The organism is Amycolatopsis sp. CB00013 (assembly GCF_001905755.1).
Taxonomy (GTDB): Bacteria; Actinomycetota; Actinomycetes; order Mycobacteriales; family Pseudonocardiaceae; genus Amycolatopsis; species Amycolatopsis japonica.
In genome coordinates this window covers 288537-304413 of record NZ_LIWC01000005.1, presented here as the reverse complement: position 1 = coordinate 304413, position 15877 = coordinate 288537, and the positions used below count along the sequence as shown (strand labels likewise).

Genomic DNA, 15877 nt, shown 5'->3' with positions numbered 1-15877 from the left:
CGCATCCGCCCAGGGGGGAACTGGGGAGTGTGCGCTCGGCGCATCGGAGGCGACGACGAAGTCCGAGGAGGAAGCATGGCGGACTGTCCCGTTGATTTTTTGTCTCCTGATGTCCGTTGGTCGTCTGACCGGCTCCCGCGGCGAACGGTGCTCGCAGGGACGGTCGCGGCCGCGGCGCTGGCAACGGTCGGTGCTCCGGTTGCGGCGGCGGTGCCCATGTCGGGTGATTCCGATGAAGATCTGCTGTTGCGTATCGCAGGCGCGATCGCTGTGATGCCGGTGCCCTTTCCAGGCTTCGACGAACGTGGACCCGCGATCGAGCGAGCCACGAGGAATCGGCTGCGGCTTGTGCTCGCCCGGATGAATCACGCCGATCGAGGCACGCTTTTCGACGGGCTCGATCGCGTCCGTCGGGTGATGTCGGTCCGGGACGACGATGAGATGGTCGTGCGGGCACTGGGCCGCGCGGCCACCGGTGCCGATTCAATCGCCGCTATCACGATAGTGGTTTCGACCGGTATTGCCACGATCTCTTCCCGTTTCGAACCGGGACAGCGGCCAGCGGCGGAGCTCTGGCTGGACTATGCCCGCAGGTTCGCGGCGCTGCCGTCGGCCGTGAAGGAGAGTGGCTTGAGATGACCTTCTCCAGGCAGACTCACAACCGGTTGCAGCAGGGGCGGGACGATCTGATCCGCGGGTTCTCGCAGCGCCGAGGTTTCAATGGTGCCGGTGTGGCGTACCGTGTTCGGGGTGGGGAGACCACTGACGAACCAGTTGTCGTCGCTTTTGTGACGAAGAAACGTTCGCCTGCGCTCCTGTTGCAAGAAGATCTGCTGCCGCGGCAGGTCAACGTCGATGGCGCGAATTACGGTGTCGACGTGGTCGAGGCTGGACCTTTCATGTTGGGTGGCACGACGACGTTCGACCCGAGTGTGGAAGCGACGATAACCGGCAAGTACAGGCCACTGCGCCAGGGTAGTCAGATCAGCAACATCGGTACGGCGGGTTATGGCACGCTTGGTGCGATCGTTCTAGATCTCAGGGACAACTGGCCGTGCATCCTGTCGAACAACCATGTGCTCGTGCAGAACAACTCGAGCACTTCGATCGGACAAGCCATCACCCAGCCTTTCACGGGTGATCCAACCGACATAATCGCGCACGTCACCCGATTCGTACCGTTCACCTTTGGCGTGACCCGGCCGAACATCACCGATGTCGGACTCGCGAGGCTGACCGATGCCGAGGGGGCGCAGGTCACCGACGCGGTCGCGGAAGATCTGATGGATCCATACGACATCGAGCATCCGTGTGTGGGGATCTTCTTCGCCGCGGATCCGACGAACTTCTACAGCGTCACGGCCAAGATCGACAATACGTTGTCCGAGATCGGGGCAGAGCTTCTCACCGAGGAAGCGATCTATCCGCCAGGCCCGCAGGATCTCAACGCGGCGGTCGAGAAAGTCGGGGCGAGAACCGGCTATGCGTCGTCTCGAATCCATGCCATCAACATGAAGTTCCCGGTCTTCATGGAAATCAACGGGGGTCTGCGCATTGCGTGGTTCACCGATCTCATCGGAGTTCCCCGATTCGGTTGGCCGGGTGACTCTGGTTCGACCGTCCGGCTCGGCGGCGACGGCAACACCCAGCTACCAATCGACGTGTCGTTGAGCAAGTGCGAAGCGACCAGTGCGGTCGCGTCGATGTACGACCTCCCGCTGGAGAACGACATCCCACTGGCGGACCGGATCCGCGACCAGTTCATGGCCTCGAGCACAACCGGTAACTTCCTGACCCAGCTGTTCTACCTGAACAACGGCGTGATCCTGGACCGAACGCAAGGCATTGAAGCGACACCGAGTGAGAAGGCCGGTGCCGCGAGTATGTACAACAAGTACCGGAACTTCATCGATTCGGCCCTGGCCAACCCAGACCAGCAGGGCCTGGTGGTGACCCGCGAGAACGTCGATGACGCCGCGATGGGGCTCGCGTCCCTGCAGGCAAGGATGACCACCGAGGAGAAGAACGCTACGAACGACATCTTCACGTCGCTGGTCCGCCAGACCGAGGGCATGAACCACCAGCAGCTGGTCGCGTTCATGAACCGGACGGACGTCTTCAACAAGGTCTGGGACACCACCGCGGCAGTACCCACGATCCGGGCGCTCGGATCCCTCTACGGGGCCGAGCATCGGCCACGGTGACGGCATTGTCCGGTACTTTCCCGCTGGAGCAGTTCCAGGCGTCTGTTCAAACGCGGCTCCTGCAACTCGCCGACGACCTGCCTCAGAGCTTGAGACCGGCTGTCCTGCCGTTCCTTCGGCGGCCAGGCAAGAGGCTAAGAGCCGCGCTGGTCGCCGCGGCAGCACAGGGCGGGGAAGCACGGCTCTCGGAATTGGTGCGGGTCGGCGCGATCGTCGAACTGCTCCACCTCGCGTCCCTGATCCATGACGACGTGGTGGACCGCGCCGCGACCAGACGAGGTTTGCCCAGCGCACACGAGCAGGTCGGATCCGACCTCGCCCTGCTGGCAGGCACCGCGTGTGTGGCACTGGTCGGGCAAGAGGCAGCGGACCTCGGGCCGAGGACGGCGGCAGCGGTCAGCAGGAGTACCGCCACCATCGCACTGGGGCAGATGATGGACGTAGAGCGTGCGTACGACACCGAGCTCACCGCCGATGGCTACCTCACCATGGTGATCAAGAAAACCAGCGAACTGTTCGTGCTCAGCTGTGTTCTCGGAGCTGGAAGCGCCGGGCGCGACGGCTCCTTCACCGCCGCTGTGGCGGCGTTCGCCACGGACATCGGAGTGTGCTTCCAAATCCAGGACGACTGCAAGGACTTCCTGCCAGAGGGCTCCGGGAAGCCATCCGGCACGGATCACAAGCTGGGGCTCTACGGTCTACCGACATTGCACGCGCTCGCCGTTCGGCCTGCCGAATTGGGGCCGCTTCTGCTCGCGGTGGAGATCAACGAGCAAGTCCTTGAACGGATACGGGACGTGATCATCGCGTCTGGAGGCTTGGACCACGCGATCGGAGAGGCACGTCGATATCGGGAACTGGCGGTCCAGGCACTCGTTCCCTACGCGCACGAGGCCGCCTACGCGGCGCTGATGGGGGTGACTGACGCGGTATGGACGTTCTCGTGAGAGGGGCGGGGCCGGCGGGATGCACTGCCGCGAGGCATCTCGCCGAGGCTGGGCTCAAAGTCGTGCTGGTCGACCGCCGACGACCGGCCGACGATCACCATGTGCTGATCGAGCGGACCGTCGCGCCGGTCTCCACCACAGCCGTCGCGCGGCTGACCCTGTCGTTCGGCGATGAGCCACCGCGACACTTCGACGATCCGGGAATCATGATCACGTCGTACCACTCGTTGGTCACAGCACTACGGGAATCGGCCGTCGCCGCAGGAGCAGACGTGACTCCTCACGCGCCCGATGACGTCATCCCCGGAGTAGTGCTCGACGCAAGCGGCGCACAGGCTGATTCGGCGGGACCAGGACGAGGCTGGGCGATTACGGCAAACTGGGGCAAGTGCGCCGTCGACGGCGAGGCCCTGACGTACCTGACCCAGCCCGACGCCGGGAATCCGCGCGCGGTTCCGGTTGTCGTCCGTGTTGTTCCGATCTCCGGTGTCACCGGGCTCGCGACGGTGACGGTGACGACCCTGTCATCCCGGCCTTTCGACCAGGACCGGCTTTCGGCGGTCATCCGAGCCGCTGACCCGCGTATGGCACGGGCAGTGGCGGTGAGCCCATTCACGATCTATCCGGTCAACGCCGGATTCTCGCCGGAGAGCACCGCCTCAGGTAACACGCTCCTGCTCGGCGAGGCGGCAGGTCTGACCAATCCCTTCACTGGAGACGGAATCTCCAACGCGATCCGTAGCGCGGAGATAGCCGCGCAAGCGGTCAAGGAACATCCGGACGACCCCACACGGATAGCCGACTCCTACCGAGCAGGCCTGCGATCGGCTTTCGTCGGCTACTTCCAGTCCTCCCGGCACGCGATCCGGCATTACCACCTTTCCTGGAGGGTGCTGTCGAGCTCAGCGACGTCGGATCACCCATTTTTCCGACAGAGTCACCGTGCTGCCCTGCTCGGTGGCTCGATCGCACACGAGAGCCTCAGGGCGGCGCGAAGCGCGACGGATCCCGTACGGCTTCATCTGGCGCCGTTCACCTTGGCCTGCAACGAGGTCGTCGTCCGCAGGATCAGCGCGGAATGGCCGTTACTCGCAACGCACACCCTTAGTGGACGTGCTGGAGTTCACCGAGGTATCCGGCCGTCCGCGTTGCTCGCGGGCGCGTTGATGTCGGCTGGCGCTGATCCTGAGCTGCGGCATGCATCGGTGGCGGCTGCGATCGAACTGGCCCTGCTGGGGGCTCTGGCGCACAGCGTTCCCGCATCCGAGGCTGGCTCCCCAGGTCGCGGGGTCGATTGGCGTTACGCCTCGTCAGTGATCGCGGCCGACTACCTGCTCGCAGCCGCGACCGACGTCTTGACGGCGGCGAGACCGGATCTGGCAGGTGCGTTCGCCGCATGGCTGGTCTCGTTGGTCACCCTGCGTGCGGAACACGCTGTGGAGTCCTTGTTCGAGAGCTTCTTCGAGTTCCCAGCGCGGATCGGCGCTCACCTCGCAGACGCTGATGACGCCACTGTCAGCGCAATGCGCGAGTTCGGACGCGCCTGCGGGCGGCTCTTTCTCCTCGCCGAGGACCGAGCGTTCCTGACCGGACGCGGAAGCAGGCTGGATACGAATCTCGCGGGCGCGCTGGCCGCTGGGCTGACCGGTCTGCCGGTCCGTTCGGGTCTGCGGACCGAGCAAGAGATCCACTATCGTCGGCATACGCTGATCGATGAGCTCGAGACCGCTGTGACGAGGCAGCTCCGCGCGGCCGACGAGATGCTCGCCGGAGTCTCCGCTGCCCGGTGCCAGCGAGTGCTGGAGTACTTCGCGCGGGCGTTGGCTGAACCGGGGATCGCACTAGATGAGGAGGAGATCCGGTGAAGCGTCTAGCGCCTCTGCTGTTGGCCGTGCTGCTGCTCGGCGGATGCGTCGGTCTGCCGGGTCGTACCGACCCACCGCCGGAGTTCCGACTGCTCGCCGGCAACCACCAACTGGCACGCGACCCGGAGAGCCCGGCCGCGGTGTGGACGCACGCGAACGTCGGCAGCAAGATAGCCGCCTTCGGCCCGATCGAACGGACCATCGCCTACACGCCCGTCGCCCACCGGTTCACCGCTGACGAGGCGGACCTCACTGGACACGTCCATGAGTACGTGGCTCACGCCGCGAAGCAGAACTGGATGCCGATGCTCATCGCGGCCTTCACCGCACCAGGGACTTGTCCGACGGTGACCGCGCCCACGTTCGATGGTCTCGCCAAGGGGCTGGGAACCAACAAGGCGATAGTCGTTCTGGAGCCACGTTTGCTGGGCGGTGCTTGCACGGACAGCGAACTGGTCACCCGGTACCTGACAGGCGCGGTGGACCGGCTCCGCGCGGACGCGCCCAACGCCTTCGTGTTCCTCGACGCTTCCGTCGGCGGGAGGTCGGATGAACAGGCGGCACGTTTGGTTGCCGCTGGGGTGGCACGAGCGGCTGGGGTCACCGTCAACGTGGGCGGCTACACGGGCATCGGCGAGCTGGAACCGGCAACTCGGAAGCTCTTTGACGCCCTGTCGGCCGCTACTGGCCGCACCGACTACTTCTTGCTTGCGGACAGCTCGCGCAACGGAGCCGCCGTCGGCGGCAGTTGCAATCCGATCGGCGCCAAGATCGGCACCGCGTCCATGTTCTCCGACCAACCCGGTGCGCTCCAGCAAGCCTGGTTGACCGTTCCTGGGCTCTCCGACGGCCCTTGCGGAGCCGCACCCACCTCCCGTACCGGCGAATTCGTCCCGGATCTGGCCCTCCAGATGACCGGGTAGTCATCCACGACACAAAGCAGGGGGAGCGATGAAAAACGCAATGGCAAGACCGACTCTGGCCGGCGTTCTGGTTGCGGGGCTACTGTGCTCCGCGCTGACGACACCAGCCAGTGCCGCGCAGGCGGCGCCGGAAACAATCACCACCCCGGCCCTCGGCGCAGCTTTGACCACGATGCTGAAGCAGGGCACGGTTCCGTCGACAGAGAGCCGCAAGGACCGCGCGAGCGTCGCGGCGTCGGCCAACGATCTCACCGGTGACGGTATCGACGATGTCATCGCACGTGACCGAGCCACTACTCGACTCGACATCTTCGCAGGAAGCGGAAGCCTCAACGGCACCGCGACCCTCTCCGGTCCCAGCCAGGTCCGGGCATCGACACCCAACCGGGCATGGTTCGGACAGGGTGACCTCAACGGTGACGGCCGCAACGACGTCGCGAGTATCGACAGTTTCGGTGTCATGTACGCCGCGTACAACCAGGGCACCGTCGCAGGGGTGCCGCAGCTCAGCACCGACACGTCAGTCCTGGCGGGCTTCACACCGAGTTCCCCGATCTGCCTGACCGACTTCGTCGGCAGCGACCCGAACAACCCACTCGAACCGGACGGACGCGCGGACATCATCATCAAGAACGCGAGCACGAAAGCCATCGACCTCTACGTCAACGACGGGATGGTCAACGGCAAACCCGCCTATAGCTACCGTGGCCAGCTTCTCACCGCCGCCGACTACGTCACCGGCATCCACCTTGCCGACCTGACCAGCGACTACTTCAAAGACATACTCGTCACCATGACCGACGGCTCCCTCTGGATGCTCGATCTCTTCGCCGATGTCGACTCCAGCGGCAAACCCGTCGCGAAGTGGTTCAAAGTCGTCGGATCCGGAATGAACACCGCCGACCACATCCTGTTCCCGGACTTCAACCGCGACGACTACCCCGACTTCGCGGCCCGGCTGACGGCGTCCGGCGAGCTCCGCGGCGTCCTGCACTCAGGCGCGTGGAACCCGGCCGCTCCGGACAAGGTGTTCAATCCCGCCACCGGTCAACTGGTCAAATCAGGTTGGTCGAACTACGACTGGGTCTTCTGACACCCCTGCGAGGTACGGACCGTGGGCGGGCACAGCCAGGAATACGAGCCCGCTCACGGTTACCTCCGTCGGCTACGGAGCGGAGAGACAGCTGCACGCCGTCTCCGATTGGGCTCCGTTGCCGAAGTAGAGCCCGACACAGCCCGGTACGGCCTGACACTCGGATGGGATCTGAGGCCTGCGTTGACCTGCGCAGATGGTCAAAATTGACCGTTCTCGACATCGGCTGGCACGATGGCGGAGCGGACTTGTAATCCGAGGGTATCTGCAGCTCATCGACGTGGACGGGAGCGCTGTGGGTTCCCGAGCGGAGTTATCCGGCCGGGTAAATAGAGTACCGGCCTGGCCGCACGCCATCATGGGCTCGAACCCGGAATCCGCTTTAGCGGACGTCTCAGCGCCGGGCGAAGCAGATAAGAGTGGCGTTGCGTTCCTTGCCTTCATCGCGTTTGCACTGGTAGTAGCCGAGTTGCGAACTGTCAGACGGTGGCGCATACCGGGTCTGTCCACTTTCGACGCTGGCGTCCGGGAGGTCAGTATGGCTTGGACAGAGAAGATCGGCCCGCGCTCGTGGCGTGTTCGCTATCCCACGGCTGATGGCAGGATAGGGTCGTGTTCTGGTTTCGGTACCAAGAAGTTGGCTGATGACTATGCCAATCAGATTGAGGCCGATCAGCGGCGTGGTATCTGGTTGGATCCGCAGGCGGCGAAGACCAACGTGTCCGCCTGGGTGGCCTTGTGGACCGAGACTCTCGACGTGGAGGTCCGCACTGAGGAGAACTATCGCGGCCGGATCCGTAACCAGATCGAGCCGCGGTGGGGGAGTACCGCGGTCGGCGATATCACCGCCTTGGCGGTGACGTTGTGGGTCAAGGAGTTGCGGCGCCGTTACGCCCGGTCGACGGTGGCCGGCATTGTCACGGTGTTCTCGATGATGCTTGACGACGCTGTCGATGAGCGGCTCATCGCCGTCAATCCTGTGCGTAGAAGGGCGCGACGTGGTCGGCGCCGCGAGCGGTCGCCCGTTCCCGCGGAACGGATCTGGGCCACGCCCGAGCAAGTCGTCCGGATCTCCGACAACGCGGAGTTGCTCGGCGGCCGCTGTTACGGGCTGTTGGTGGTGACCGCGGGCTGGACCGGGGCACGCTGGGGCGAACTGACCGGTCTGCGCCGCGTCAACACGCACCTCGACGACGGCTGCATCGTCATCGATCCGGACACCGGCTGCTTGCATGAAGGCAACCATCGGCTCTGGCTCGGACCGCCGAAGACTCCAGCGTCGGCACGCACCATCACGCTGCCACCGTTCCTGATCGATCTGTTGCGGGATCACCTGGACGGTCACGATAGCGACTTCATGTTCGCCAGTCCGCGTCGCTGCTGGTTGCGCCGCAGTGACTTCGATCGACGGGTCTTCCGCCCCGCGGTTGACGGAAACCTTCACCGTCCCGACGCCGCTGTGCCGATCGAACCGGCCCGGCCGGGCCTGACGTTCCACGGACTCCGGCACAGCCACAAGACATGGATGATCGCCGACGGTATCCCCGAGATCGCCCAAGCCCGACGGCTCGGGCACCGTCTCGACAACCGCATCGTCGAGACCTATAGCCACGTCGCCCCTGAAGTCGAGCGACGCTTGCTCCGCTGTCTCGAGCGGCGCTGGCAGAAAGCGCGCACGGTTGTGGGTCGACCGAACGCGCCACAGCCGGCCGGATCTACGGGAACGTTGGTTGACCCCCACCGCGCCACGGTGGTGGGAAAATAAGGGTGAGAGCCTGCAGCAGCTGAGAGTTCTCCTGCCTCGCTTCGCCGCGAGCCCTATGGACCCTCGCCCTGGCGCCTGTTGCTGATCATCAAGCAGGCGGAGCAGCAAGATCGATCCTCCAGAAATCCTCCAGCAGAGGCTCCTGAATCGATCCGCCGTGGATCTTCAGCTGATCACCGAAGATCCGCCGTCGAACGAGAAAACCCTCCCTGACCTGCGGAAGTTCCGCTGATTCGGGAGGGTTTTCGTACTGTGGAGCTAAGGGGACTCGAACCCCTGACCCCCTCACTGCCAGTGAGGTGCGCTACCAGCTGCGCCATAGCCCCGGAGCGGATTTGTACTCCGCATCTCGTGTGTCCATACATTACACCGCCCGCGGAGGCCGTTCACGCGGGGGTCACTCTATGCGCCCACGGGTCGGGCAAACGTCGATGACCTGCATCTTTGTGACTTATTTTTAGACGTGTATTGACTCCGCATGTGACCGCCGTTACGTTTCGGGCATCGTGACGCCGAGGTCCCCGCCCGCTACGCCGCGTCTCCACTGGGCTCCGCCTCAGCTCGCCCTGCCCGAATGACGCGGAGGAGACCCTGATGAGGGCCAGAGCAGCCCTGATAGCCCTGTTTTCCCTGGTCGGAGCACTGTTGGTGGTGGCTCCGGCAGCGCAGGCGGCCATCGTCCCCGACACCTGGTACACCGTGTCGACCACCGGCGGGAAATGCGTGGACGCGCGCGCCGCCGGGACGGCGAACGGGACGGTCGTCCAGCAGTACGCCTGCAACCAGACCTTTTCCCAGCAATGGCAGTTCCAGCCCACCTCGGGCGGCTACTACCGGGTCAACACGCGCAACGCCCCGGCGCAGGTGTGGGACGTCGCCGACGTGTCGACGGCCGACGGTGGGCTGATCCACCTGTGGGCCTACGGCGGCGGGAACAACCAGCAGTGGCAGCCCGTCGAGGAATCGGACGGGACGTATCACTTCGTGAGCCGCAACAGCGGCAGGTGCCTGGACATCCCGGGTCTCTCGACCCAGGACAGTACCCAGCTCCAGCAGTACGCCTGCAACGGCACCGGCGCCCAGTCCTTCCGGCTCACCCCGGTCTCCGGTACCGCGAATCCCGACCTCGGACCGAACGTACTCGTCTTCGATCCGGGGATGTCGCAGTCGGCGATCCAGTCCCAGGTGAACAGCGTGTTCTCGCAGCAGGAGACCAGCCAGTTCGGCTCGAACCGGAAGGCGTTGCTGTTCAAGCCGGGCTCGTACAACGTCGATGTGAACGTCGGGTTCTACACGCAGGTGCTGGGGCTCGGCCTCTCTCCCGACAACGTGACGATCAACGGCGCGGTGCACGCGGAGGCCGACTGGTTCCAGGGCAACGCGACGCAGAACTTCTGGCGTGGCGCGGAAAACCTGTCCGTCAACCCCAACGGCGGCACCGATCGGTGGGCCGTTTCGCAGGCCGCGCCGTACCGCCGCATGCATGTCCGCGGCAACCTGCAGCTCGACGACGGCGGCTGGTCCAGCGGCGGCTGGATGTCCGACGTGAAGGTCGACGGCCAGGTGCGGTCCGGCTCGCAGCAGCAGTGGATCTCACGCAACTCGCAGTTCGGGAGCTGGAGCGGCTCCAACTGGAACATGGTCTTCGCCGGCGTCGGCGGCGCACCGACGACCAGTTTCCCCAATCCGCCGTACACCACGGTGAACACGACACCGGTCGTGCGGGAGAAGCCGTTCCTCTACGTCGACGCCGCGGGTGCGTACCAGGTCTTCGTGCCTTCCAAGCGCACCAACGCCTCCGGCATCACGTGGGGCGCCGGCCAGCCGGGGTCCTCGCTGCCGATCAGCCGGTTCTTCATCGCGAAGCCCGGCACGACGGCGTCGCAGATCAACGCGGCCCTCGCGGAAGGCAAGGACCTCCTGATCACACCGGGCGTCTACCACCTCAACGAGACGCTGCGCGTCACCCGGCCGGACACCATCGTGCTGGGACTCGGCCTGGCGACGTTGATCCCGGACAACGGCATCACGGCGATGACGGTGGCCGACGTCGACGGCGTCAAGATCGCCGGCGTGCTGATCGACGCGGGCACCACGAACTCGAACACGCTGATGGAGGTCGGCCCGGCGAACTCCGCGCAGGACCACGCGGCCAACCCGACTTCGCTGCACGACGTGTTCTTCCGCATCGGCGGGGCGGGCGTCGGCAAGGCCACGAACAGCCTGGTGGTCAACAGCGACGACGTCATCGGCGACCACCTCTGGATCTGGCGCGCCGACCACGGCAGCGGGGTCGGGTGGAACACCAACACCGCCGACACGGGCCTGATCGTCAACGGTGACGACGTCACGATGTACGGCCTGTTCGTCGAGCATTACCAGAAGTACCAGACGATCTGGAACGGCGAACGCGGCCGGACGTACTTCTACCAGAACGAAATGCCTTACGACCCACCGAATCAGGCCGCCTGGATGAACGGCTCGACGCGGGGTTACGCGGCCTACAAGGTGGCGGATTCGGTGACGAACCACGAGGCCTACGGGCTGGGCAGCTACTGCTTCTTCAACGTGAATCCGAGTGTGGTGGCGGATCGCGCGATCGAGGTGCCGAACAACGCGAACGTCCGGTTCCGCAGCATGGTCGCCGTCTCCCTCGGCGGGAACGGGACCATCGCCCGGGTGATCAACGACCGCGGTGGACCGGCCGATTCGGGATCGAACGTGGCCAATCTGGTCGCTTATCCCTGATGACACCGGTGCGCGCCGTGATGGCGGTCGCGGCGCGCACCGGCCTCACCCCAACGGGTGGCGTGCCGCGCGCTCCCGCGCGGGCGCTCCGATACTCGGCACATGCCTCTCGTCGGTCTCACCGTCGTCGAACCCCGCCTGGCCTGGCCGCTCGCCGCCGTGCGCGGGGTTTTCGCCATCCTGTTCGGCATTCTCGCGTTGATCTGGCCGGGAACGACCGTGCTGGCCCTCGCGATCCTCTACGGCATTTACGCCATCTTCGACGGCATCGGCGGCATCATGCAGGCCTTCCGGCCGGGCGACGCCGCTCATCGCGCCGCCTACGGTGTCCTCGGCGCGTTCGGGATCATCGCCGGTGTCCTCGTCCTGATCTGGCCGGGGATCACGGTGCTGGTGCTGGCCCTCCTGGTCGGTTTCTGGGCGATCTTCACCGGCATCGTCGAGATCGTCGCGGCGATCCGGCTGCGCAAGCAGATCGAGGGCGAGGCGTTCCTCATCGCGGCGGGCGCGCTGTCCCTGATCGCGGGCATCGTGATCGTGTTCAACCCGATCGCCGGCGCGTACGGGATCGCCCTCCTGGTCGGGATCTACGCCCTGCTGTACGGCGTGATGCTGCTCGTCCTGGCCTTCCGGCTGCGGAAACTCACCCAAGCCTGAAGGCCCGCCGCGAGTGGACCCGGGCTCCGGCGCGGCGCAGATTCGACAGGCTCGGCGAGCCTTCCACCGCGGTCGCGACGGCGAATCGATGACCCTCGCGAGCGGCCGTCGCCAGGCCGTGGAGGAGCAGCCGAGCCTGCGCGCCCTTGCCGCGGTGGGCCCGTGGCGTGGCCGAGCCGCCGAGCAGGACGCCGGGTCCGTGCGCACTCAGGGCCGCGGCGGAGATCGGGACCCCGTCTTCGAGCAGCAGCGACCGGCGGATCCGCGGGTCGGCGTGCTCGGCGGCCATGAACGCCGTCACCGTGTCTCCGCTTTCGTATCCGTCGAGCAGGACGCGGAGGAAGACCTCGACGTCGGGAGAGTCGTCGACGTCCGATTCCGACTCCGCCAAGGTGAGCGGAAGTGTCGCGATCGGACGGACACCGGCGGGTACGAGACCGGTATCGCGGGGGATCAAGCCCTCCGGGAGCACGAGCGTTGCCGGGAAGCCCTGCGGCGGTGGCCGCCTCGCACGCGACGGCGGTACGGGCGTGAATCACTTTTTCGGCTTCGGTCGGCATGGGTCGAACGTAATAGGCTGATCCGGTGAGCCAGCCGATCCTGTTGACCGTCGACGACGATCCCGCCGTGTCCCGCTCGGTCGCCCGTGACCTGCGCCGAAGGTACGGAAAGGACTACCGGATCATCCGGGCCGATTCCGGCGCCGACGCCCTCGACGCGTTGCGCGAGATCAAGCTGCGCGGCGACGCCGTGGCCGCGATCCTCGCCGACTACCGGATGCCGCAGATGGACGGCATCGTCTTCCTCGAGAAGGCGATGGACCTGTTCCCGAACGCGCGCCGCGCGCTGCTGACCGCGTACGCCGACACCGACGCGGCGATCCAGGCGATCAACGTCGTCGACGTCGACCATTACCTGCTCAAGCCGTGGGACCCGCCGGAGGAGAAGCTCTATCCGGTCGTCGACGCGCTGGTGGAGACGTGGCGCGCGGTGGGGGAGCGGCCGGTCGACGAGATCAAGCTCATCGGCCACCGGTACTCCTCGCCGTCGTTCCACCTGCGCGACTTCCTGGCGCGTAACGCCGTGCCGTACCGCTGGTACTCCGTCGACGACGACGAGGGCCGCCGGATCCTCGAGGCGGCGGACGCGGCGCCGCACGACATCCCGGTGCTGGTCACCCCGGGTGGCACGGTGCTGCGCCAGCCGTCCGGTCCGGAACTCGCCGACGCCGTCGGCCTCTCCACCCGGCCCACCCAGGACTTCTACGACCTGATCGTGATCGGCGGCGGGCCCGCCGGGCTCGGAGCGGCCGTGTACGGCGCGTCGGAGGGCCTGCGGACCGTCATCGTCGAGCGCAAGGCGACCGGCGGGCAGGCGGGCACCAGCTCCCGCATCGAGAACTACCTCGGCTTCCCGGACGGCGTCTCGGGCGCGCAGCTCACCGACCGCGCGCGGCGGCAGGCGCTCAAGTTCGGCGCCGAAGTGCTCACCGCCCGCGACGTCGTGGGCCTGGAGGCACGCGGTTCCGCGCGCGTGGTCATGTTCGGCGACGGGACCGAGATCTCCGCGCATTCCGTGGTGCTGGCCAGCGGCGTCACCTACCGGGCGCTGGAGGCCCCCGGCGTCGCCGAGCTCGCCGGCCGCGGCGTGTACTACGGCTCGGCCGCGACCGAAGCGCCCGAGTGCAAGGGCGAGCACGTCTACATCGTCGGCGGCGCGAACTCGGCGGGGCAGGCGGCCGTGTTCTTCTCCAAACACGCCGCCGACGTCACCATCCTCGTCCGCGGCCAGTCGCTCGAAGCGTCGATGTCGCACTACCTGATCGAGCAGATCGCCGGGATCGAGAACATCCACGTCCGCACCCGGACCACCGTGGTCGAGGCGCACGGCGACGATCACCTCGAACGGCTGACCCTGTGCGAGAACGGCGGCGCGACCGAGACGGTGCCCACCGGACACCTGTTCATCTTCATCGGCGCCGCCCCGCGCACCGACTGGCTCGGCACCGAGATCCAGCGGGACGACCACGGTTTCGTCCGCACCGGGCCCGATCTGCTCACCGACGGCGGCCCGCCGCCGGGCTGGCCGCTGGACCGCGACCCGCACTACCTGGAGTCGTCCATTCCGGGCGTCTTCGTGGCGGGTGACGTCCGGGCGGCGTCGGTGAAGCGCGTCGCGTCGGCCGTCGGCGAAGGCGCCATGGCGGTCACCCTGGTCCACCGTTATCTGGAGGAGCAATGAGCGTTCTGCCCAGGGAAGAACTGCGCGGGCTCTTCCTCTTCGAGCACCTCAGCGAGGAGCAGCTCGACTGGATCGACGAGCACGCCGTGCTGGAGCAGTACACCGGCGGCACCACGGTCATGCACGAGGGTGAACCGGCCACCTGCTTCTATCTCCTGCTGTCGGGCGCGCTGCGGATGACACGGCTCGTCGGCGGCACCGAGGTCGAGACGATCCGGTCCGACCAGCGCGGCGCGTACTGCGGCGCGACGCAGTTCTTCGTGCACCAGGAGACCGAACACACCTACGGCGCTTCGGTGCACGCGGTCAGCGACCTCACCTTCCTGACCCTGCCCGCGGCCGAGTTCGCCACCGAGTTCCGCCGCTGGTTCCCGATGGCGACGCATCTGCTGGAGGGCATGTACCTCGGCTGGCGCAACAGCGACACCGTCATCGGTTCGCGACGGCGGCTGCTGGCGCTCGGCGAACTGTCCGCCGGGCTGACCCACGAGCTCAACAATCCGGCGGCCGCCGCCGTCCGCGCGACGGCGTCGCTGCGGGAGCGGGTCGCCGGGATGCGGCACAAGCTCGCGATGCTGGCGAAGAAGAACGTCGACCCGACGCTGCTGGAGCAGCTGCTCGACATCCAGGAACAACTGGTCAAACAGGTCGCGTCGGCGCCGAAGCTGACCGCGATGCAGCAGGCCGACCGCGAGGACGAGATCGGCGACTGGTTCGACGACCACGGTATCGACCAGGGCTGGGATCTCGCCGACATCTACGTCCGTGCCGGGCTGACGGTGCCGGATCTCGACCGGCTGCTCGACGCGGTCGGCGAGACCTTCCTCGACGGCGCAGTCCGCTGGCTCGCGTACGCGCTCGAGACCGAGATGCTGATGGGCGAGATCGAGGATTCGACCACCCGGATCTCGGTGCTGGTCGGCAAGGCCAAGCAGTACTCGCAGATGGACCGCGCCCCGCACCAGTGGATCGACGTCCACGAAGGCCTCGACTCGACCCTCGTGATGCTGGCGGGCAAGATCGCGCCGGGGATCCGCGTGGTGAAGGAGTACGACCACACGATCCCGAGGATCCCGGCGTACGCGGGCGAGCTGAACCAGGTGTGGACGAACGTCATCGACAACGCGCTCGGCGCCATGGGAACCGAGGGCACGCTGACCCTGCGGACGTCCAGGGTGGACGATCACGTGCACGTCGAGATCGGCGACACCGGGCCCGGTATCCCGGCGGAGGTGCGGCAGCGGATCTTCGAGCCGTTCTTCACCACGAAACCGGTGGGGCAGGGGACCGGCCTCGGCCTGGACATCTCCTGGCGCATCGTCGTCGAACGGCATCAGGGCGATCTGCGGGTCGATTCGGCGCCGGGTGACACGCGGTTCACCGTGTGCCTGCCGGTCTCGGAGCAGTCCGTGATCTGATTTTCCTTATCCCCCA

General features: G+C 66.3%; 12 protein-coding genes, 1 tRNA gene and 1 pseudogene. 12 read left to right on the top strand and 2 right to left on the bottom strand.

Features of this window, described 5'->3' with window-relative positions:
• Positions 1 to 75 precede the first annotated feature (75 nt).
• The 8 genes and pseudogenes from AMK34_RS31645 (at position 76) to AMK34_RS31615 (ending at position 8797) form a co-directional block, all read left to right on the top strand.
• Positions 76 to 639, top strand: coding sequence for a hypothetical protein (locus tag AMK34_RS31645; protein WP_143202672.1), 564 nt, complete (start codon positions 76 to 78; stop codon positions 637 to 639).
• Positions 636 to 2204, top strand: a complete 1569-nt coding sequence (locus AMK34_RS31640) for a hypothetical protein (RefSeq protein ID WP_143202671.1) — start codon at positions 636 to 638, stop codon at positions 2202 to 2204. The genes AMK34_RS31645 and AMK34_RS31640 overlap by 4 nt, the downstream gene beginning before the upstream one ends.
• Entirely contained in the window at positions 2201 to 3151 is a 951-nt protein-coding gene (locus tag AMK34_RS31635; protein ID WP_073847783.1) for a polyprenyl synthetase family protein, read from the top strand. Before AMK34_RS31640 ends, AMK34_RS31635 begins: the two co-directional genes overlap by 4 nt.
• Positions 3136 to 3192: pseudogene (locus AMK34_RS43615) on the top strand (hypothetical protein); the annotation flags it as partial. The gene AMK34_RS31635 and the pseudogene AMK34_RS43615, both read left to right, overlap by 16 nt.
• A gap of 21 nt (positions 3193 to 3213) precedes the next feature.
• The gene (locus AMK34_RS31630; RefSeq protein ID WP_241832922.1) at positions 3214 to 5016 is read left to right on the top strand and encodes a hypothetical protein; all 1803 of its coding nucleotides are present in this window, start codon (positions 3214 to 3216) and stop codon (positions 5014 to 5016) included.
• Positions 5017 to 5042: 26 nt separating this feature from the next.
• The gene (locus AMK34_RS31625; RefSeq protein ID WP_158073310.1) at positions 5043 to 5939 is read left to right on the top strand and encodes a glycoside hydrolase family 6 protein; all 897 of its coding nucleotides are present in this window, start codon (positions 5043 to 5045) and stop codon (positions 5937 to 5939) included.
• Positions 5940 to 5967: 28 nt separating this feature from the next.
• Positions 5968 to 7032, top strand: a complete 1065-nt coding sequence (locus tag AMK34_RS31620; RefSeq protein ID WP_143202669.1) for an FG-GAP repeat domain-containing protein — start codon at positions 5968 to 5970, stop codon at positions 7030 to 7032.
• Between the two features lie 538 nt (positions 7033 to 7570).
• Positions 7571 to 8797: a tyrosine-type recombinase/integrase gene (locus AMK34_RS31615; RefSeq protein WP_083650055.1), complete on the top strand. Its 1227-nt coding sequence runs from the start codon at positions 7571 to 7573 to the stop codon at positions 8795 to 8797.
• 253 nt (positions 8798 to 9050) lie between these two features.
• Here the strand turns inward: AMK34_RS31615 and AMK34_RS31610 are convergent.
• Positions 9051 to 9123, bottom strand: a tRNA-Ala gene (locus AMK34_RS31610).
• Between the two features lie 268 nt (positions 9124 to 9391).
• Between AMK34_RS31610 and AMK34_RS31605 the strand changes: the two genes are divergently transcribed.
• Positions 9392 to 11545 carry an RICIN domain-containing protein gene (locus AMK34_RS31605; RefSeq protein ID WP_073847778.1) on the top strand — a complete coding sequence of 718 codons (2154 nt, stop codon included), beginning with the start codon at positions 9392 to 9394 and terminating at the stop codon, positions 11543 to 11545.
• 102 nt (positions 11546 to 11647) lie between these two features.
• Positions 11648 to 12202, top strand: coding sequence for an HdeD family acid-resistance protein (locus AMK34_RS31600; protein ID WP_038518076.1), 555 nt, complete (start codon positions 11648 to 11650; stop codon positions 12200 to 12202).
• Here AMK34_RS31600 and AMK34_RS31595 read toward each other — a convergent pair.
• Positions 12189 to 12659 (bottom strand): hypothetical protein, encoded by a 471-nt coding sequence (locus AMK34_RS31595; RefSeq protein ID WP_241832905.1) that lies wholly within the window; start codon positions 12657 to 12659, stop codon positions 12189 to 12191. The two genes, AMK34_RS31600 and AMK34_RS31595, sit on opposite strands and share 14 nt — an antisense overlap.
• Before the next feature lie 128 nt (positions 12660 to 12787).
• Here AMK34_RS31595 and AMK34_RS31590 point away from each other — a divergent pair, with 128 nt between their 5' ends.
• Positions 12788 to 14443: an FAD-dependent oxidoreductase gene (locus tag AMK34_RS31590; protein WP_016331961.1), complete on the top strand. Its 1656-nt coding sequence runs from the start codon at positions 12788 to 12790 to the stop codon at positions 14441 to 14443.
• A complete protein-coding gene (locus AMK34_RS31585; protein ID WP_073847777.1) occupies positions 14440 to 15861 on the top strand; it encodes an ATP-binding protein in 1422 nt (473 codons plus the stop codon). The genes AMK34_RS31590 and AMK34_RS31585 overlap by 4 nt, the downstream gene beginning before the upstream one ends.
• Positions 15862 to 15877: the final 16 nt, after the last annotated feature.